At 37.6% G+C, this 18,896-nt stretch carries 23 protein-coding genes; 16 read left to right on the top strand and 7 right to left on the bottom strand.

What is annotated here, in order from left to right:
* Window positions 1-314 precede the first annotated feature (314 nt).
* From msrA to FCJ93_RS05935, 4 genes are all read left to right on the top strand, one after another.
* Window positions 315-860, top strand: coding sequence for a peptide-methionine (S)-S-oxide reductase MsrA (gene msrA / locus FCJ93_RS05950; RefSeq protein WP_137743128.1), 546 nt, complete (start codon window positions 315-317; stop codon window positions 858-860).
* Window positions 850-1,281 carry a peptide-methionine (R)-S-oxide reductase MsrB gene (msrB, locus tag FCJ93_RS05945; protein ID WP_211344088.1) on the top strand — a complete coding sequence of 144 codons (432 nt, stop codon included), beginning with the start codon at window positions 850-852 and terminating at the stop codon, window positions 1,279-1,281. Before msrA ends, msrB begins: the two co-directional genes overlap by 11 nt.
* Window positions 1,282-1,531: 250 nt before the next feature.
* Window positions 1,532-1,702 carry a YjcZ family sporulation protein gene (locus FCJ93_RS05940; protein ID WP_095306423.1) on the top strand — a complete coding sequence of 57 codons (171 nt, stop codon included), beginning with the start codon at window positions 1,532-1,534 and terminating at the stop codon, window positions 1,700-1,702.
* Between the two features lie 274 nt (window positions 1,703-1,976).
* A complete protein-coding gene (locus tag FCJ93_RS05935) occupies window positions 1,977-3,443 on the top strand; it encodes an NAD(P)/FAD-dependent oxidoreductase (protein WP_095306422.1) in 1,467 nt (488 codons plus the stop codon).
* Window positions 3,444-3,672: 229 nt separating this feature from the next.
* Here FCJ93_RS05935 and FCJ93_RS05930 read toward each other — a convergent pair whose 3' ends face one another.
* The gene (locus FCJ93_RS05930) at window positions 3,673-4,626 is read right to left on the bottom strand and encodes a cation diffusion facilitator family transporter (protein ID WP_095306421.1); all 954 of its coding nucleotides are present in this window, start codon (window positions 4,624-4,626) and stop codon (window positions 3,673-3,675) included.
* Between the two features lie 16 nt (window positions 4,627-4,642).
* Window positions 4,643-4,978 (bottom strand): ArsR/SmtB family transcription factor, encoded by a 336-nt coding sequence (locus FCJ93_RS05925; RefSeq protein ID WP_095306420.1) that lies wholly within the window; start codon window positions 4,976-4,978, stop codon window positions 4,643-4,645.
* A gap of 423 nt (window positions 4,979-5,401) precedes the next feature.
* Here FCJ93_RS05925 and FCJ93_RS05920 point away from each other — a divergent pair, with 423 nt between their 5' ends.
* The 5 genes from FCJ93_RS05920 (at window position 5,402) to FCJ93_RS05900 (ending at window position 11,230) form a co-directional block, all read left to right on the top strand.
* Complete coding sequence (locus tag FCJ93_RS05920; protein WP_095306419.1) at window positions 5,402-6,832, top strand: aldehyde dehydrogenase family protein; 1,431 nt, start codon at window positions 5,402-5,404, stop codon at window positions 6,830-6,832.
* 28 nt (window positions 6,833-6,860) lie between these two features.
* Complete coding sequence (ablB, locus tag FCJ93_RS05915; protein WP_095306418.1) at window positions 6,861-7,700, top strand: putative beta-lysine N-acetyltransferase; 840 nt, start codon at window positions 6,861-6,863, stop codon at window positions 7,698-7,700.
* Between the two features lie 106 nt (window positions 7,701-7,806).
* Window positions 7,807-9,210 carry a sigma-54 interaction domain-containing protein gene (locus FCJ93_RS05910; RefSeq protein WP_095306417.1) on the top strand — a complete coding sequence of 468 codons (1,404 nt, stop codon included), beginning with the start codon at window positions 7,807-7,809 and terminating at the stop codon, window positions 9,208-9,210.
* Window positions 9,211-9,528: 318 nt separating this feature from the next.
* Window positions 9,529-10,944, top strand: a complete 1,416-nt coding sequence (kamA, locus tag FCJ93_RS05905) for a lysine 2,3-aminomutase (protein ID WP_137743127.1) — start codon at window positions 9,529-9,531, stop codon at window positions 10,942-10,944.
* Window position 10,945: 1 nt separating this feature from the next.
* Entirely contained in the window at window positions 10,946-11,230 is a 285-nt protein-coding gene (locus FCJ93_RS05900) for a YokU family protein (RefSeq protein WP_137743126.1), read from the top strand.
* Window positions 11,231-11,460: 230 nt separating this feature from the next.
* Here the strand turns inward: FCJ93_RS05900 and FCJ93_RS05895 are convergent, their stop codons facing one another.
* Window positions 11,461-11,805 (bottom strand): hypothetical protein, encoded by a 345-nt coding sequence (locus FCJ93_RS05895; protein ID WP_095306414.1) that lies wholly within the window; start codon window positions 11,803-11,805, stop codon window positions 11,461-11,463.
* A 348-nt stretch (window positions 11,806-12,153) separates the two neighbouring features.
* Here FCJ93_RS05895 and FCJ93_RS05890 point away from each other — a divergent pair, with 348 nt between their 5' ends.
* Entirely contained in the window at window positions 12,154-12,375 is a 222-nt protein-coding gene (locus FCJ93_RS05890) for a YozE family protein (protein WP_170943513.1), read from the top strand.
* A 52-nt stretch (window positions 12,376-12,427) separates the two neighbouring features.
* On the opposite strand, the gene FCJ93_RS05885 is transcribed toward FCJ93_RS05890, so the two are convergent.
* On the bottom strand, window positions 12,428-12,838 hold the full coding sequence (locus FCJ93_RS05885; RefSeq protein WP_095306412.1) for a ClpX C4-type zinc finger protein: 411 nt from the start codon (window positions 12,836-12,838) through the stop codon (window positions 12,428-12,430).
* A gap of 203 nt (window positions 12,839-13,041) precedes the next feature.
* Here FCJ93_RS05885 and FCJ93_RS05880 point away from each other — a divergent pair, with 203 nt between their 5' ends.
* Window positions 13,042-13,734, top strand: a complete 693-nt coding sequence (locus FCJ93_RS05880) for a hypothetical protein (protein ID WP_137743125.1) — start codon at window positions 13,042-13,044, stop codon at window positions 13,732-13,734.
* Window positions 13,735-13,746: 12 nt separating this feature from the next.
* Here the strand turns inward: FCJ93_RS05880 and FCJ93_RS24795 are convergent, their stop codons facing one another.
* A complete protein-coding gene (locus FCJ93_RS24795; RefSeq protein ID WP_170211217.1) occupies window positions 13,747-13,905 on the bottom strand; it encodes a hypothetical protein in 159 nt (52 codons plus the stop codon).
* Window positions 13,906-14,058: 153 nt separating this feature from the next.
* Between FCJ93_RS24795 and FCJ93_RS05875 the strand changes: the two genes are divergently transcribed.
* Window positions 14,059-14,232 (top strand): YozD family protein, encoded by a 174-nt coding sequence (locus FCJ93_RS05875; RefSeq protein WP_095306407.1) that lies wholly within the window; start codon window positions 14,059-14,061, stop codon window positions 14,230-14,232.
* Between the two features lie 112 nt (window positions 14,233-14,344).
* On the opposite strand, the gene FCJ93_RS25615 is transcribed toward FCJ93_RS05875, so the two are convergent.
* A complete protein-coding gene (locus FCJ93_RS25615) occupies window positions 14,345-14,473 on the bottom strand; it encodes a hypothetical protein (RefSeq protein ID WP_095306406.1) in 129 nt (42 codons plus the stop codon).
* Window positions 14,474-14,489: 16 nt separating this feature from the next.
* Window positions 14,490-14,618 (bottom strand): hypothetical protein, encoded by a 129-nt coding sequence (locus FCJ93_RS25610; protein WP_268951564.1) that lies wholly within the window; start codon window positions 14,616-14,618, stop codon window positions 14,490-14,492.
* A 168-nt stretch (window positions 14,619-14,786) separates the two neighbouring features.
* Here FCJ93_RS25610 and deoD point away from each other — a divergent pair, with 168 nt between their 5' ends.
* The 4 genes from deoD to FCJ93_RS05855 all read left to right on the top strand — a co-directional run bounded on the left by deoD (window position 14,787) and on the right by FCJ93_RS05855 (window position 18,849).
* Entirely contained in the window at window positions 14,787-15,488 is a 702-nt protein-coding gene (gene deoD / locus FCJ93_RS05870) for a purine-nucleoside phosphorylase (protein WP_095306405.1), read from the top strand.
* Window positions 15,489-15,621: 133 nt separating this feature from the next.
* The gene (locus FCJ93_RS05865) at window positions 15,622-16,461 is read left to right on the top strand and encodes a M15 family metallopeptidase (RefSeq protein WP_137743124.1); all 840 of its coding nucleotides are present in this window, start codon (window positions 15,622-15,624) and stop codon (window positions 16,459-16,461) included.
* Window positions 16,462-16,650: 189 nt separating this feature from the next.
* Window positions 16,651-18,132 carry a lmo1851 family serine protease gene (locus tag FCJ93_RS05860; protein WP_170211216.1) on the top strand — a complete coding sequence of 494 codons (1,482 nt, stop codon included), beginning with the start codon at window positions 16,651-16,653 and terminating at the stop codon, window positions 18,130-18,132.
* A gap of 318 nt (window positions 18,133-18,450) precedes the next feature.
* On the top strand, window positions 18,451-18,849 hold the full coding sequence (locus FCJ93_RS05855; protein ID WP_095306402.1) for a hypothetical protein: 399 nt from the start codon (window positions 18,451-18,453) through the stop codon (window positions 18,847-18,849).
* Window positions 18,850-18,896: the final 47 nt, after the last annotated feature.

Genomic DNA, 18,896 nt, shown 5'->3' with positions numbered 1-18,896 from the left:
TATGGTAATGGAGGACTATAAGTGGTGAAAATGTACCCCAATCGGAGCTAAACAAATGTGTATGCTTAAGGAGATATGACATTTCAGAGGAGCTTATTGACAAATCTCCCCGCAAAGCAAGCGCTTTGGAAGAGCAGCGTTTTTTTATTTGTCCTTTGAAAGGAAAAGGAGGAATCATCTTTCAGGGCAAATTTCTTCAAGCTGATCTGGGACAATATTTTATTAATGAAATCTTGTTATTTGCATTTCCTAATTTGATTCCTTAATCTAATACTAAGTTAAATATATTAACAAAGTTGAAAGGATGATAATTGATGGAAAGTCGAGAATTCGACGTAGGCACTTTTGCCGGCGGCTGTTTTTGGTGTATGGTTAAGCCTTTCGACGAACAACCAGGCATTATTAAAGTAGTTTCTGGATACACGGGTGGACATAAGGAGAATCCAAGCTATGAAGAGGTTTGCAGTGAAACGACCGGTCACTATGAGGCTGTACAGATCACGTTTGACCAAAAACAGTTTCCCTATGAAAAATTGTTAGAGATTTATTGGCAACAAATTGATCCGACGGATCCTGGCGGCCAGTTCTATGATCGGGGAGAATCATATCAGACGGCCATATTTTATCATAATGAAGAACAAAAGAAGATAGCAGAGGAGTCCAAAAGGCGTCTGCAAGAAAGCGGCCGCTTTCAAAAACCAATTGTCACCAAAATTTTGCCGGCAACACCGTTTTATGAAGCAGAGGAATATCATCAACATTTTTATCGCAAAAATCCGGCAAGATATCACTCATATAGCAAAGGCTCAGGAAGAGTCGATTTTATAAAAAGACATTGGGGTGAGGAAATTGAAAAATAAGGATTTGCGGGAAAAATTAACTGAGATGCAATTTGAAGTTACGCAAAATAACGGAACGGAACCGCCATTTCGTAATGAATATTGGAATGAGTTTTCTGATGGCATATACGTAGATATTGTATCGGGAAAGCCATTGTTCAGTTCAAAAGATAAATTTGATGCAGGCTGTGGTTGGCCGAGTTTTACAAAGCCGATTGAGGAAGATGAAATTATTGAAAAAAAAGATCGGAGTCATTTTATGATCCGGACAGAAGTTCGGAGTAAAACAGCCGATTCTCATCTTGGCCATGTTTTTGACGACGGTCCTGGACCAACTGGATTACGATATTGCATCAATTCTGCAGCTACTCGATTTATTCCTAAAGAAAAGCTTGAAGAAGAAGGGTATGGGGAATACTTAAAATTATTTACAGAGAATTGATATAGAAGCAACCTATAAAAAGAGAACCTCAATCCTTTTTATGGGTTGCTTTTTTAAATTCTTTTTCATTACATTGTACAATTTGGGCAAATACACATACGGGTCAAGTACCTACTACATACATTAGCAGTGATAACAACCTAAATTGATTCTACAGTAAAAAATTGCAGTACACAGGCGAAAGCTTACTGTTTATTTTTGCTTGAAGTGTAGAATCGATTGACTAAAAAAACGAAGGAGTGGAGATAGAATGTACGGGTATGGATATGATGGTTGTGGATATGACCCTTGCTATACTGGATATGCTTATCCAGCACCAGCTGTAGGAGGAGTAGCTGTTGGCGGTTATCGCGGAGGGTTTGCGCTAATAGTCGTTCTCTTCATCCTATTGATTATTATTGGTGCTTGTTATTGTAAATAAGATTGAACACATGGAATTACCTTGTTTTATGGTAATTCCTTTTTTATCTGTTTTAGTTGAAACAATACTGTTCATTTTGTCCTATTTTGAACTTGGGCGTCTTATATAAGAAGACAAGGTAAAAAATAGCGAAGTTTGTCAATTGACGAACATTTTTGTAATTATTTCAAATTAAAGTTCGTATTTTATTGTTGACCCCCCTTAGTTTCTTTGCTATATTATTAAAGGATTTGAAAAAACACGAAAAACGAGAGCGGCGACAGGGGGATGAACGATGAAAACAAACTATGATGTAATCGTTGTTGGAGCAGGACCTGCCGGAATTTTTACATGTTATGAATTAACATTAAAGATGCCAGAAGCAAAGATTGTTTTGATAGATAAAGGCCATGATATTTTTAAAAGAAATTGCCCTATTCTGCAAAAGAAAATTGAAAAATGCCCACCGGCAGCAGGAAGAAAAGAATTTGCTGGATGTTTGCCAGCTTGTTCAATTACAAATGGGTTTGGTGGAGCTGGTGCTTATTCTGATGGGAAATTTAATATTACAAGTGAGTTTGGTGGCTGGATGACTGATTATTTGTCAGATTCACAAGTCATTGAACTGATAAAATATGTGGATGAAATTAACTTGAAACATGGAGCAACGACAAGTATTACGGATCCGTTGACGCCAGCAGTAAAAGATATTGAAAGACGAGCTTATGCAGCCGGTTTAAAATTACTTCGCGCTCAAGTGAGGCATTTGGGCACGGAACAAAATCTGCAAATCCTTCAGGATATTTATGGTTACTTAACAGAAAAAATTGATATGGCTTTTAAAACAGAAGTGGAAGATTTAATGACTGAGAGAACTTCAGAAGGACATAAAATAACAGGTGTGCAATTGAAATCGGGTGAATCGATTTCTGCTGATAAGGTTGTTATTGCACCAGGAAGAGATGGAAGTGTCTGGTTAGCTAAGCTATTAAAATCAAGGCGGCTAAAGATGATCAGCAATCAAGTTGATGTAGGGGTTCGTGTTGAAACTTCAAATATCGTGATGGAAGAAATCAATGAGCACTTATACGAAGGGAAATTTACGTTTAATACTTCTGTTGGCACCCGAGTGCGAACCTTTTGCAGCAATCCTTCCGGGCATGTCGTTGTGGAAAATCACTCTGGCACGATGCTAGCAAACGGACATGCATATAAAGACCCGAAGCTTGGGAGCCCAAATACGAATTTTGCATTGCTTGTTTCTCACACCTTCTCAGAGCCATTTGATAAACCGAATGAATATGCCATTGCCATTTCCAAGCTCGCTAATGCATTATCAAATGGCGGTATCATTGTACAAAAGTATGGCGATATTTTAAAGGGAAGAAGATCAACAGAAAAACGAATTAAAGAAGGTTTTATCGAACCGACGTTGAAAGAAGCCGTTCCAGGCGACTTAGGCCTAGTTTTACCTTACAACACGTTGAAGAGCTTAGTAGAAATGACAGAAGCGTTAAATGCTGTTTCACCAGGGCTTGCTTCTGAACATACCTTATTTTACGGAGTAGAGGCGAAATTTTATTCAGCGCGTCCAAAGCTAAATGATCGCTTTGAAACAGAAATTAGCGGTCTTTATGTTGGAGGGGATGGTGCTGGTGTAACAAGAGGACTTGCTCAGGCAAGCGCTTGTGGAGTATGGATTGCACGTGATATTGTTGAAAAGAGTAAAAACTCTTTAAAAACAGAATCAATAACTGTATAAAAAAGACATCACAAATTTTAATGAAGAAAGGCGACCTTGAGCACTGCTCTAAGTCACCTTTCTCTATTTTTTTGGTGTGCAACGTTCTCTTAAAAATAGGAACCCTTAATTTTTAAACCTTCATGAGGCTGCTGCTGTATTGTCTGTGAACGATGAGTAGTACATGTTGTTTTGCATTGAAACAAAGAATCCTCTCAATCATGATTGAGAGGATTCAAATGCATTTCCATCAGTGATGGTGATGATGGTGGTTTCCAGATGATTCAGCCTTCGCTTTACATAAAATCGAATCATCATGAAGATGGGCTGATGTTTCTAACTGAATCGTCATGTGGTGAATATTTTTATGTTCGAGTTTATGTTCAATATTACGAAGCATTTGTTCACTTTCAGCAATGGACATTTGGTCATCAACAACTGCATGGCAGGAAAGTGAATTTAGGCCACTTGTAATTGACCAAATATGCAAATCATGAACACCTTGAATGCCTTTTGTATTTTGGATTGTTTGCACCACGTCGTCCACATTTACATTTTGTGGTGTTCCCTCCATCAAAACATGAAGCCCAGATTTCGTAACATTGTAGCCGCTACGTAAAACGAGCGCGGCGACAATGACACTTGCAAGTGGGTCTGCCCAACCCCAGCCAAAAAATATGATGAGTAGTGCAGCTATAATGGCACCAATGGAACCAAGCATATCGCTAATTACATGCAAGTATGCTCCACGCATGTTCAAATTCTCTTCTACATCCCCGCTACGCATCATGATCCAGGCAACAAGTATATTAACTAGTAAGCCAATTGATGCAATGATTAACATTCCAGTTGACGCAACTTCAGGTGGATTTTGAAAACGCTGAATGGCTTCATAGAAAATATATATGGCAATTAATACAAGTGTTACTCCGTTAAGAACAGCTGCTAATATTTCAAATCGTTTATATCCATATGTTTTACTATAATTAGCGGCTTTTTCACCAAGTGTGAATGCCAATAATGCAATTCCCAGTGAAATGGCGTCACTTAACATATGTCCTGCATCAGATAATAACGCAAGGCTATTGGTAACGAAGCCTCCAATTGCTTCAACGATCATATAGCCTGTAATGATAATAAAACTGATCATTAGCGTTTTTTTGTTTGCACCATGTGTATGATCATGTCCATGGTTGTGTCCCATTTAAGTTCCTCCTAGATTAATGATGTGAAGCATGTTCAATGGCTTGCTTCAGTAAATTCATAACATGAACGTCGTCTTCCGAATAAAACAGAGTTTGTCCTGCTCTTCTGAATTTGACTAATCTTAAATTTTTCAAGAAACGCAATTGATGTGAAATGCTTGATTGACTTAAATTTAGCGTCTCCGCAATTTCATTGACGGAATGCTCTCCTGTACATAATAAGTTCAATATGCGAATTCTTGTTGGATCGCTTAGCGCTTTAAACGTTTGTGAAACGACAAATAATGTCTCTTCATCTAAATGTTGTTCTCCCTCATGGCACGTTTTTTCATTTTTCTGTTCTTCAGTCATATTTTGTACTCCTTTATCATTAAATTTATATTTATATATGAGTATCTTTTCATATATAGGTTAATATACTCTTTACTGAAAGTCAATCAAAAATATTGATTTTATTTTATTATTTTCTCCTTTATAGAATAACCTCAATAATATTTATTGAGGCAGTAGCTGATAACGGATGTTCTATTTAAAGATTGTGGAAATTTTATGTGAGCCAGTTTACTTAAAGCAAGCAGTGAAGGGATGAAGTTGGATTGGATGGGGAGGAGACATAGTATTTGAAGAACAAAGATGTGCTTATGCTTTAAAAATGTGGTTCCTCATAATGACGACCACTCTTTTTTCTGAATGATCTTACTTTTCAGAAACAATTAATTTCGTTACAATTTAAATAACGATTTCAAATCTCAATCTGAAATAAAAGAATGGAGGATGGGAAGAGTGAAGCAATCTTTATGGATTAACGGAGAATTTGTAGAGACAACGGAATATTCAAGGCTATTAAATCCCTACGACGAAACTCTTATTGCGGAAGTAGCAATAGCTGAGCGAGAACATGTCATCAAAGCAATTGATTCAGCCTCATTCGCCGGGGAACGGTTTCGTGCCATGTCAGCACATGAACGGGCAGAAATTCTTGAAAGAGTAGTTGAACTAATTAAAGAAAATAAAGAGGAATGCGCGCAGATCATCGCAAAAGAAGCTGCCAAGCCGATAAAAGCTGCAAGAGGTGAAGTAGATAGAACGATTATGACTTATAAATTTGCAGCACAAGAAGCAAGAAGAATTTATGGAGAAACGATCCCGATGGATGCTGCTCCTGGAGGAGAGGGGAGAATTGCGTACACGGTTAAAGAACCGTTGGGGGTGATTGCCGCGATTACGCCTTTTAACTTTCCGATGAATCTTGTCGCTCATAAGGTTGGACCTGCCATTGCCGCTGGGAATACAGTCGTATTAAAGCCTGCTACTCAAACTCCATTATCTGCATATAAAATCGCACAATTTTTTCATGAAGCCGGCTTACCGAAAGGTGCCTTAAATGTTGTTACTGGAAGGGGAGGTACTGTCGGTGCTGTGCTTTTCGAAGATGACCGTGTCAAAATGGTGACGTTTACGGGTAGTCCCGAGGTTGGAAAGCAGATTCGCGAAAAAGCTGGCTTAAAGCGAGTGGCGCTGGAGTTAGGCTCAAATTCTGCCGTCATTGTTGATAAGGATACGGAGCTTCAAGAAATAGTTCCGAGAATCGTCGCAGGTGCCTTTGCATTCCAAGGGCAAGTTTGTATATCTGTTCAACGAATTTATGTCCATGAGTCTAGCTTCAACGATTTTGTTGAACAATTTCTACAAAAGGTGAAGGAATTGAATGTTGGAAATCCTCTTAATGAGCGAACCGACATCTCTGCGATGATTTCAAAAAGTGAAAGGAACCGGGTGTTGGCTTGGATTGAAAGTGCTATTAATAATGGTGCAAAGCTTGCTATAGGCGGCAGAAATGAGGAAAACGGGCTTTTGCAGCCGACCGTTTTATTAGATGTGCCTCCAGAGGAAAAAATTTCATGTGAAGAAGCCTTTGCACCAGTTGTTCATATTAATCGAGTGGCATCATTAGACGAAGCGATTCGTCTTGTAAATCATTCAAAATATGGATTACAGGCGGGTGTTTTTACAAAGGATGTTGGGAGAGCATTCCAAGCAGCAAAAGAATTACATGTTGGTGGTGTGATGATCAATGATTTTCCGACCTTCCGAGTCGATCATATGCCTTATGGTGGGGTGAAATTAAGTGGAATGGGAAGAGAAGGAATTAAATATGCACTAGAGGAGATGACTGAGTTAAAGTTAATTAGCTTTAAATTGTGATACGTCTATTGCAAAGGAGAGAAAAGAAATGGCAAGTACGGTTGTTACAGGCGCTAACTATGTAATGGATGTATTTGATGATCCGTATAATAAACGAATTCGCATTGACGATATAAAGGGCAGTTTCAGCGAGGCAATTGCCAAAGCGGAGGAACTAGCGGTCAACTCGGGAGCGGAAAAGCTGATTGTAAAAGGGAGAAAAGAGCAGTTTGTCCAATTATTAGAAAATGGCTATCAATGTGAGGCGATGATCGACCGCTTTTTTCTTGGTTCAGATTGTTATTTCTGCTGTAAGTATTTTAATAATAATAGAAGAGATAGTAATACCTTCGTATCAGAAGATGAAATCGTCAAAGATGTGCAATTACTGGATAGGAATTTTTTGTTGAATTCTCCACCTGACGAGTACAAATTGATTTTTGTGCAAAAGGAAGAAGTCGAAATGCTTGCAAAGCTCTATCAGCAGGTATTTAAGCTTTATCCAACACCGCTACACGACCCAGCTTACATCTTAAAAACACTTGATGAGGGGACAATTTATGTAGCTTTTAAGAATGGTAATCAAGTGGTCAGTGCAGCGTCTGCAGAGATTAATGATTTTTATAAAAATGCAGAGCTGACTGACTGTGCGACTTTGCCAGAACACCGTCAATACGGTTTTATGAAAATCCTTTTAACGAAGCTTGAGGAAAAACTTGTGGCAGGAGGGATATTTTGTGCTTATTCGATTGCGAGGGCACAATCATTTGGCATGAACGCAGCTCTACATCAGCTTGGCTATCGTTATCGGGGAAGGTTAACGAATAATTGTTATATTTTTGATAAAATAGAAAATATGAATATGTGGGTAAAGGATTTATCACAGTAGTACACCATAATTTCAGTTATTATGACGACATGCCGGAAAATCGTCTCTTACTGCCGATTTTTCAGCATGTCATTTTTACAATGAGTGGATTGGTAGGTGGTGACGTTTGCCGCAAGAAGTTGCAATTTCAAACGAAGTACTGAAAGCGATTTTGTCCAGGATTGATGAAGGAATTCATGTCGTCGATACAAACGGAAAAACAATTTATTACAATGAAGTAGCTGCAAGACATGATGGATTAAATATTAGTGACGTAATTGGTAAGCCTCTGCTGCAGGTGTTTCCATCTCTTAATGAACATACAAGTACGTTGTTAAAGGTTTTAACGTCAAAGAAAGCCATTTATAACCAGGCGCAAAGCTATACGAATGTCTATGGCAAAAAAATTGAAACGATGAATACAACGCTTCCGATCTTTGTGAAAAAACATTTTGTTGGAGCGATGGAAATAGCAAAGGATCACAGCACGATGAAAAGACTATCTGAGCAACTTGTAGATTTACAAAGGCAGTTGCTTGCCCGAAAAAATAGCTCGAAAAGGAAGAGTACGGCCTCTTACACACTGCAAGACTTATTGACAAAAAATCCCCATTTTATTGAAATGAAAAAAGAGGCTGAGAAGCTTGCTCGTTCCCATTCACCTATATTAGTCTTTGGCGAAAGTGGCACAGGAAAAGAACTTTTTGTTCAAGGTATACATCATGCATCACCTCGTGCCAGCGCTCCTTTTATTGCTCAAAATTGCGCAGCTATACCGGAAAATCTTTTGGAAAGCATCCTCTTTGGTACGGCGAAAGGAAGTTATACTGGAGCAGTGGAGCGCCCCGGGTTATTTGAATTAGCAGATGGAGGAACCCTTTTTCTTGATGAAATTCACGCGATGCCGATTGAACTTCAAGCAAAGCTGTTAAGAGTTCTTGAGGACGGCCGTTTTAGACGGCTTGGTGGCGCAAAAGATGTCGTCGTTGATGTAAGGGTGATGGCTGCGATGAACGTTCACCCAAAAACAGCTCTCGATCAGAAACTGCTCCGTTCAGATTTGTTCTATCGATTGAACGTTTTTACATTTGAACTAACGGCATTGCGAAATCGCAAAGAAGACATTTTATATTTATCAGAGGTTTATATGAAATACTTCAATCAATGCTTAAACAAAAAGGTTTTACGTATTTCTGATGGGGTTAAAGAGGTACTGCTGAGCTATTCCTGGCCTGGAAATGTGAGGGAATTGAAGCATGCCCTAGAGTATATGATGAATATTAGTTCCGGGGAGCAATTAGAGCTGGACGATCTCCCGGTCATGTTAAAGGAATTCATAAAGAAAGGGGCTAAGCGAATAAGTGGGGAAACGTTGTCCTTTCGCGAAAGGGTTGCTGCGTTTGAACAGGAAATGATATTGGAAGCGCTGCAAAGAACAGGAGGAAATATTCAACAAGCAGCATCAATGCTCAGACTCCCTAGGCAGACATTGCAGTATAAAATTCAAAAATATGAACTAGATGCCGAATAACCAGCATCTCCTCTTTTTGAAGGAAGTCCCTTTGATTTAACCGCGCTTACAGAGAAGGAAACCTTTAGCTATAGTCAATTGAAGGACGTGTGAAGTCGAGGTTGCGCACGAGCTGAACGAAAAATGTATTATCTTTAGCACTAGCAATACACTTCTTTTCCCCCATCCGTTTGTGAAACGAAAAAAAGAAGGCATTTTACAGCATGGGAGACAAGCAGGCTGCATATGAATATTCCGGCGCCTTTCTTCCCCTTATATTATTACTTTGGCATGAATATTGCATAAATTATAATAAATATGATTTAAGGGGGAAAAAGTGTGAAGCATGAATTGTATAAGCCGAAAAGGCATTGGCAGGATATAGAGCTTTGGAGGGATGTCTCCGAAGAGCAGTGGAATGATTGGTTGTGGCAATTAACGAATACAATTCGAACGCTAGACGATTTAAAAAAGGTGATTCAATTAACACCGGAAGAAGAAGAGGGAGTAAAGATCTCTACAAAAACCATTCCCTTAAATATTACCCCTTATTATGCATCATTGATGAATCCCGATGATCCTCGTTGTCCCATTCGCATGCAATCAGTACCAGTTTCAAAAGAAATCTATAAGACGAAATATGATTTAGAGGATCCGCTCCATGAAGATGAAGATTCTCCAGTACCAGGATTAACACACAGATATCCAGATCGCGTTCTTTTTCTTGTTACGAATCAATGTTCGATGTATTGCCGCTACTGTACGAGACGAAGATTCTCCGGACAAATTGGGATGGGCGTTCCAAAGAAGCAGCTTGACAATGCCATCAATTATATCCGCAATAATACTGAGGTGAGAGATGTCCTTATTTCTGGCGGTGATGGACTCCTTATTAACGATACGATTTTAGAATATATTTTGAAGAATTTGCGTGACATTGATCATGTGGAGATTATCCGGATTGGAACTCGAGCTCCAGTCGTTTTTCCTCAGCGAATTACGGAAAACTTATGCAATATTTTAAAAAAGTATCATCCGATTTGGTTGAACACTCATTTCAACACATCGATTGAAATAACGGAAGATTCTAAGCGTGCATGCGAAATGCTCGCCAATGCAGGTGTGCCAGTTGGAAATCAATCTGTGATTTTAGCTGGAATCAATGACAGTGTTCCAATCATGAAAAAATTAATGCACGATTTAGTGAAGATTCGCGTTCGTCCGTATTATATTTATCAATGTGATTTATCAGAAGGAATTGGCCATTTCAGAGCTCCAATTTCAAAGGGGTTAGAAATTATTGAAGGCTTAAGAGGACATACATCGGGCTATGCAGTTCCGACCTTTGTCGTTGATGCTCCCGGGGGTGGTGGAAAGATTTCGCTTCAGCCCAATTATTTAATTTCACAAAGTGCAAATAAGGTTGTACTTCGAAACTTTGAAGGAGTTATAACAACCTACCCTGAACCAGAGTCCTATACTCCAGGCACGGCTGAAGAATATTTTAAAGAGATTTATCCAGAAATGGAGGAAAAAAGGTCAAATATTGGAGTCTCTGCCTTAATGAATGATCAACAATTTAACCTTATACCAGAAGGGATTGAAAGATTGCACCGTCGTGAACAGTATGAAAGTGATCCCACACATGCTTCACTAAAGAATCAGAGGGAAAAACGCGATTTATTAAAGGAGAAAAAGTACCGTGCGCAGCAGGATAAATATCAGAAAGTGGATGTAGAAACAAAGGAGGCATAGCATCGTGGGAAATTGTGCTTGGTGTGAAAGCAATGAAGTTCGTACAGATGAGCAATCAGTTTATTGGGAATTGCCAGATGGAACGAAGGCTATTGAAATAAGGAAAACACCGACTATCGTTTGTCGAGCTTGTGGAATGGTCTATCAGGATGAATCGGTAGTGAAGGAAATAGAAGATCAACTCTATTTAATTAATACAAAGAACTTAGAGGATATTATCACTTTTAAAGATTTAATGGAAAAACCAAGGTTATTAAAAAAGAATTACTTTGACTTCACTTCTTAATATATGTTCTTGACTTGTTATGGCACTCAGAAATGGGTGCCATCATTATTATAGTATGCTGTTGTATGTTTATCCATCCTCCCTTCTCCTTCTTTTAAGAAGTAAAGTGAAACAGCAGTAATGCTACCACAAAGCCTATTTCGCTTGACTTATGAGCCAGGAGCGTCAGTGTGGCTAGGATCAACGCTCTTGCAAAGTAAGTGTAAGAGCAGGAATCAACGTTAAAGTTTTTATTTTCCTTTTAAAATCCAAAAACCAAATAATATGACGCTTAAACCAACTGCAGTACGCCAACTAGGAACCTCTTTTAAAAATATGTAACCAATGGCGACGCTGACCAAGACTTCCAACCCTTTAGAAACGATAAGGGAAAAGCTTAGGTTATTAACGGTTTTTGTTAGAAATTTAACACCATACCCTATCATCATGCTTGCGGAAAGGAAGAGGGGAAATATTTTTAGATAATATAGTAAAGTAGATAAGAAATGTGAGTCGATGTGCTTCGTATGGTAAGCGTAAACAGCATTAATAATTAGTAATCCGCTTGTCATTAACAAGAGAGCAAGTAACAACATAAAAGGCAATCTCCAATATTTTAGTTTCTATAATTTTTGCCTTTATGCAAAACAATTATGTGATCTTAATCAACAAATTTAACTTTGTCATGCTTTAGCATCGCAACAATTCCATGCTCGTTCATTACAGTGCAGAACGAATTAAACCATATGTTGAAGCTGCGATCTCATTCTGGTTGGAAGGCCAAAATGAGCTCCTTTCTTTTAATGTGAAAGCTCTGTTAATTCCCCTGCGTTTAAGTGTATGTTTGGTCATTTTCTAACTGCTCCTTTTTTATGGACGAATTGCTTGTAATTAGCTATAGTAATAGACAAAATTGAAGCAAAAAAGGAGATAGCAAATTGATGTTGAAATCGTTCTATCATTTTTTAATGAAATATCGTCATCCGAAGCCGCAAAATGACATCAACCTTTTCGCCAATGCTGCATATGAAGATCATAGTTTTCCTAAAAACAGTGAGGATTACGATGAATTAAGTAATTATTTAGAGTTAAACGGTCATTATTTAACAAGCATGGTTGTATTTGATGAGGCATGGGAGATTTACCTTTCTACTGAAAAGAGATGAGATAATATATGCTGAAAAATAAGGAACCAGCTTAAAGCTGGTTCCTTATTTTTCAGCCGTCGACAGAAGGAGAATTGATTACTTCTGAACCAAATTCTAAACATTCTTTACAGATGGATACTCCAGGGCCAAGGGCTAACTCTCCTACCTCTTGCTTACTTCTTCCACAGAATGAACAATTGTCTATATGGGACAAATCACTACTGCTATTGGGCATTGAGGTTTTTTCTAAAGCGTTATAAAGCTCGTCAATTAATTTAGGTTCAATATAATCAAAATCATTTTTCATTTTTACTGCGACCGTCGTATAGGCTATAGCCATTCCTTCATAAAAACGTTGTCTAGTTAATTCCTCGCTATTTCGTGATTTTTCATCACATAAACTACTTAATTTCTCTAATTCTGAAATAATGTCTTCAATTTTTGCTCCACGAAATGTTTTTTTACGAAAATCTTGTTCCATAAATGAAAACCTCCTTTATAATATGTATACATTTGTATACATTCTATATATATATTCTTTAAAATAATTAATTATCCTGCTTTTTTTTAAAAAAATCGGGGGAATTATTGATTCTTATGATATTTACCTAAAGTACGGTTTGCTTTTATTGAGCATATAATACCGTAACTAATTCACGACTCATCATGTGGGAGATGGAGGCAATGAAAGAAAAGAAAAAACCAAAATTTAAGGTCGGTGATACAGTCGTGATCACGATTTACGGTACGGTTGGAAAGGTGACAGATGTTAAATGGCTTGATGGTATGCATGTTTATGGAATAAACGGGAGTGAAGGTTTGTTTATGGAATCCAGTCTCCAAAATTTATCCGAATATGAAGGCAACATTACTGAAAAAGAGCGAATTGATATCGAGTATCGCTATTTCATTGGAGATCTTGTCCAAGTTAAAGGATACGGTTCTGATTTGTTTAAAATAGTTGGTTTCAGAACGGAGATTTGGAGATATAAAGAAGATGCATGGGAAGATGTAATTTATGAGCTGGCAAGAATAAAAGATGGAGAATGGCTTGAAGCGGGTGATGAAGAATTGACCTTAGTGGCTGATGCAGAAAACGCAGAGATGTTCATTCAAAAGTCGGGTCTTTTATTTTTCGCCAATAAAAAGAAACCATTAGAGTCACAAAGTACAACATCATTATATCGAAAGGCAGAAAAACAGTTTCTTGAAGAGCGAAAAGAGCGAAGTCAACTGATTGATGCATTGTTGGATATTTATAATGATTATCTGCTACTCTATGAGTTCTTTCAAGACGAGGAATACAAGCAAATAATGAGAATGGTAGTGCGAAAACTGAAGCTAATTGTAGGGAATTCCCGCTCGCTTCATCAATAGCCACGATCACACTTAAAGAAAGAATAATAAATTTAAGAGAATAGGTATACCTAACAACAAAGTAAATTTAAATTGCCATGAGGTTATTTTTGCAAAAAAGCGCAATGTCAAGCTGTTGTCCTCATTCAAATCTTTTCTCCACGTCTCAAATGCTTTTGAAATATTCATCATTTTAAAAGCCTCCTTTTTTTCATTCTATGCTTGTCCAATATAGAAATATGACCAAGAATTAAAGAGGAAGGTTGTAGACATACGGAAAATTCTAGTTAAATAAGAATGAAAGGGATATTGTCATCATACATTTTGTACAAAGGGGGCGATTCTGTGAAGGAAATTGAAGTATTTATTGATACTGATGAAATTGCAGAGTTTTTCTTCCAAGAATTACTAAGGAGAGGATACGCTCCTTCGGATGGAGAAGTGGAAGAGCTTGCAGATATTACTTTTGAATATTTGTTAGCTAAATGCATTATTGATGAAGAAGTAGAAGACATATGAGTGAGGAAATGATCTGACGAAAAAATATGCAATAAATGAGAAAGGGCTGTTAAAAACAGTCCTTTCTCATTTTACATTCAAGGTGAGAAATACAAAAGGAAGTTTTTAATCATTAAGTATTTTTTCGATCTTTTGCTCGATATTCCTTCTCATGCGCTTCTTGTTCAGCAACGATCTGCTCAGCGGGAATATGATTGTTCTTTTTCGGTTGATTAATGCGACTTCTATGTTTTTTACCCATGATAGCCTCCTTCGGCTTATTTTTTATGCTGTTTTTTAATTGTTAAGGATGTATGAGGCTCTGTATTTGATCTCGAGGACGGATTTGTTTCATTTGCATGCTGAACGGCTTGCTCAAGCTTTTTACTCATTTTTTCTTTAGGCAAGAAGCATTCCTCCTTTATAACATTCGTCTTATTTTTCCCCAATCAAAATTGAATCATTCGTATTGAAAAATCATGACTCTACAAACAATAAAATTAACGCTATAATAGGACAAGAAAGCTGGTGTACATGTTATACTTATTTTTCATAAAGGTTAAGGAGGATTTTTCATGAGCGTACATATTGGTGCAAAGGAAAATGAAATTGCTGAGACAGTCTTATTACCAGGTGATCCGTTAAGGGCAAAATACATAGCGGAAACTTTTTTAGAAAATCCTGTTTGCTATAATGAAGTGCGTAATATGTTTGGATACACTGGAACATATAAAGGTAAGCGCGTATCTGTACAAGGAACAGGCATGGGGGTTCCTTCCATTTCCATTTATGTTAATGAGCTGATGCAAAGCTATAATGTACAAAACTTAATAAGAGTTGGTACATGTGGAGCGATTCAAAAGGATGTAAAAGTGAGAGATGTTATATTAGCCATGACGGCTTCTACTGATTCTCAAATGAATCGCATAACGTTTGGTGGAATTGATTATGCCCCAACAGCGAATTTCGAGCTATTAAAAAAAGCATATGATGTCGGTCTTGAAAAGGGATTAAATCTTAAAGTGGGCAATGTATTTACGGCAGATATGTTCTACAATGATAATGCGGATCATGAAAAATGGGCCAAGTATCAAATTCTTGCTATTGAAATGGAAACAGCTGCACTGTATACATTGGCGGCTAAATTTGCCCGAAATGCACTCTCCGTTTTAACTGTTAGTGATCATTTATTAACTGGGGAGGAGACAACTGCTCAGGAGAGACAAACCACCTTTAACGAAATGATTGAGGTTTCTCTTGAAGCAGCAATAAAGTAAAGCCTTCTAAGAAGTTCAGATGCAGCTTCACTGTGTTTGTGTGTGAAGCTGCCTTTTTATTCAGCGAGCAATCATGTAAAATAAATTTGTCTTTAGTTTGAAGAATTAATTCATTGAAGCATTGGTGGTTACTATGAAAAAAAATATATTAACTTTATACATGTTATGCAGCATTCTACTTATAAGTGGTTGTAGTCAATTTGATGCCCTCGTCAATAAAATCCCGTTTATGAACCAAAGCGATGGGGGACATCGAGTTGAGGAGAACGAAGAAATGGCAGAAAATGCAGGAGAGAAGAAAGAGGAAGAAGAGGCAACAACCGAAAGCCTAACTCTGGAGTCGCAATTTTTTAATGAGATCAAAGAGGTTGATGGGAAATTAGTTATTCAAAATCCATTGAATATAATGGCTCTAGTTAATAAAGAATTTGCTCTTCCGGATCATTATGCTCCAGAGGACTTGGTGCGACCAAAGGTGCCTTTTTCTTTTGGGGATATTGACATTGAAAAAAGTTATATGAGAAAAGAGGCAGCGGAACATCTTGAGTTATTGTTTAAGGCAGCAGAAAAAGCTAAAATAGAGATTTTTGCCGTTTCCGGTTATCGTTCTTATGATCGTCAAGCCGATTTATTTGACATAAAAGCAAATCAGGTCGGTGAACAAGCTGCCGCAACTGTTGTAGCAATACCGGGGACCAGTGAACATCAAACTGGATTAGCGATGGATATATCAAGTAGAAGTATTAACCTTGAGTTAATTGAGAAATTTGAGGAAACGAAGGAAGGCAAGTGGTTAGCTGAAAATGCACATAAGTTTGGTTTTATACTGCGATACCCGAAAGGAAAAGAAGAAATAACCGGTTATCAATATGAGCCTTGGCATTTTCGCTATGTCGGAATTGAAGTAGCCACTGCCATGTTTGAAAAAGGCTTAACATTAGAAGAGTATTTTAATCTTGTCGAGAAAATTTAAATCAAGTCACAATTTGTTCATATTTTCTTTATATAATAATTGAATATCGAAAAGGGGGAAAATAAAAACAATGTTCGTTTTAATTTCACCCACTTTTTTCTTTGTAAATTTATTGATTTAAATGTTATGCTAGATAGTAAAGGGTTTTTTAAGCTGTTGCAGTGCCCTAGGCGCGTGGATTCTAAGGAAATGAAAGTGGTGACAATATTGGAAAATGAAGAATTGAATAAAGAGTCGAATGAAAACCATTCCCATTCGGGGTTCATTCAGATGAAAAAGTTTCATTTCGTCATGCTCTTGTTCTTCGTTGTGTTTTTATCAGCAGGTATTACAACATTTGCACTTGCCTTTGGTGATGAAAAGGCAGTACCGGTGATAAGTGAGAGAAAAGAATTTGAAAAGCTGTATACAGCTTTCGATACGATAAAGAAAAGCTACTATAAAGAAGTGGATGAAAATACATTAGTAAATGGTGCAATTAACGGAATGGTTGAATCATTGGATGATCCTTACTCTGATTATATGAATGAAGAGGAGGCGGCGAACTTTCATCAAAGTATTTCCTCCTCATTTGAAGGAATCGGTGCTGAAATACAAGAACGGGATGGCAATATTGTCATTGTCTCACCTTTGAAGGGCTCCCCAGCAGAAAAAGCTGGCATTCGTCCAGAGGATAAGGTTCTATCAGTAGATGGGGAAAGTATTCAAGGCATGAGTTCTACTGAGGCGGTTATGCTAATTAGAGGAGAAAAGGGCTCAAAGGTTGAGTTAGAAATAGAGCGACCTGGCATTGAAGATCATTTAATGATCACAATTGTCCGTGATACAATCCCGATTGAGACAGTATATGGTGAAATGATTGATGAAGAAATTGCAAAAATCCAAATCACATCATTCTCTGAAAATACATCAAAGGAATTGATTGAAACTTTAAACGAATTGCAAAATCAGGGTATGAAGGGATTAGTTTTAGATTTGCGACAAAACCCTGGTGGACTATTGGATCAAGCAATCGCTATTTCTAATCTTTTTGTTCCGGAAGGAGATATTTTATTCCAAGTTGAGGACAGGGATGGCAATATTGAACAGGTAAAGTCAAATAATAAGAATAACGCGTCTGTTCCATTAGTTGTCGTCATTGATAAAGGAAGTGCGAGTGCTTCGGAAATTCTTGCAGCAGCAGTTAGTGAATCAGCAGAAGTGCCGTTAGTCGGAGAAAAATCATTTGGGAAAGGAACTGTACAAAGAGCACAAGACTTTGCCGATGGTTCAAACATTAAATTTACTACAGAGAAATGGTTAACGCCAAAGGGTAACTGGATTCATGAAAAAGGGATCAGTCCTGACTACGAAGTGGCATTGCCTGAATATTCAACATTGACGATCTTAAACCCGAATGATGAATTGCAGCTTTCTAGTTCATCTGCTCAAGTGAAATCTGCGCAGTCGATGTTAAAGGCACTTGGATATGATCCAGGCCGTGAAGATGGCTTCTTCGATGATAAGACTGAAGCTGCCGTAATCGAATTCCAAAAGGAACAACAATTGGAAGCAACGGGAATTTTAACAGGTGAAACTTCTTTAAGACTTATGGAAAAGTTGCGAGAGCTTATTAACGAGAATGATACGCAAATCCAAAAAGCAGTTGAATTATTAAAAGAACAACTATAATCGGAGCCCTCCAAATATGGAGGGTTCAGGCTATTGACAAACGCTCGCTTTCTTTGTTGCTTCACCTTGTCCAGTGCTCATTACCTACTATGGTAACTCCGCTCTTCCCAAGGCTTCGCGCCTCGAAAGACAAACGTTTTCAATCAGCCTGAAGGTAACTGCCGTCTAATATTTTTGAGCTTTGTCTTTACTCGGAGCCCTCCAAATATGGAGGGTTTTTTCATTTAGACAAAACATTTTTGTAAAATATTTGTAAGCGGGTACGAAATAGGCTAAAATGACTTTTTAGAGAAAGAGCAAGTAATAGTAGGTGATGATTTGCAACAAGTTGTAAATTTCGATGATCAGTTTAAAGAAAAAATTGTCGAATTTGAAAAAGAGTGTGAAAAAGTTTGTGCTTACTTTGAAAATAAGTATCAAAAGAAGTTTCAGAACTACGATCTTCAATTATTAATTGAATTTACTCGGACAATTAAAGGGAAGATGGCAAAATCCTCCGATATATATGATGATGATTATCAATCATTTATAGAGGTTGGCATTGAAAAAGATGAAGAATATTATCCTAATGCTTATATTCCAATTTGGCGCTGCAAAATGGATCTTTTTCAAAAAATCGGCTATTTTACTGACTATGACATTAAAGGGATAAAGCGCAAAATTTTGTTAATTATCGAAGAAATGCTGGAGGAGAAAGTTGAAGATAATCATTCTTGATGCATGCTCTTAGTTCAAAAGGGGAAAACTCACAATATGTAAATTTT

This window comes from Robertmurraya siralis, assembly GCF_005502275.1.
Taxonomy (GTDB): Bacteria; Bacillota; Bacilli; order Bacillales; family Cytobacillaceae; genus Robertmurraya; species Robertmurraya siralis.
Note: the sequence above shows the minus strand (reverse complement) of the source record. Positions and strands in the feature narration are given on the sequence as shown.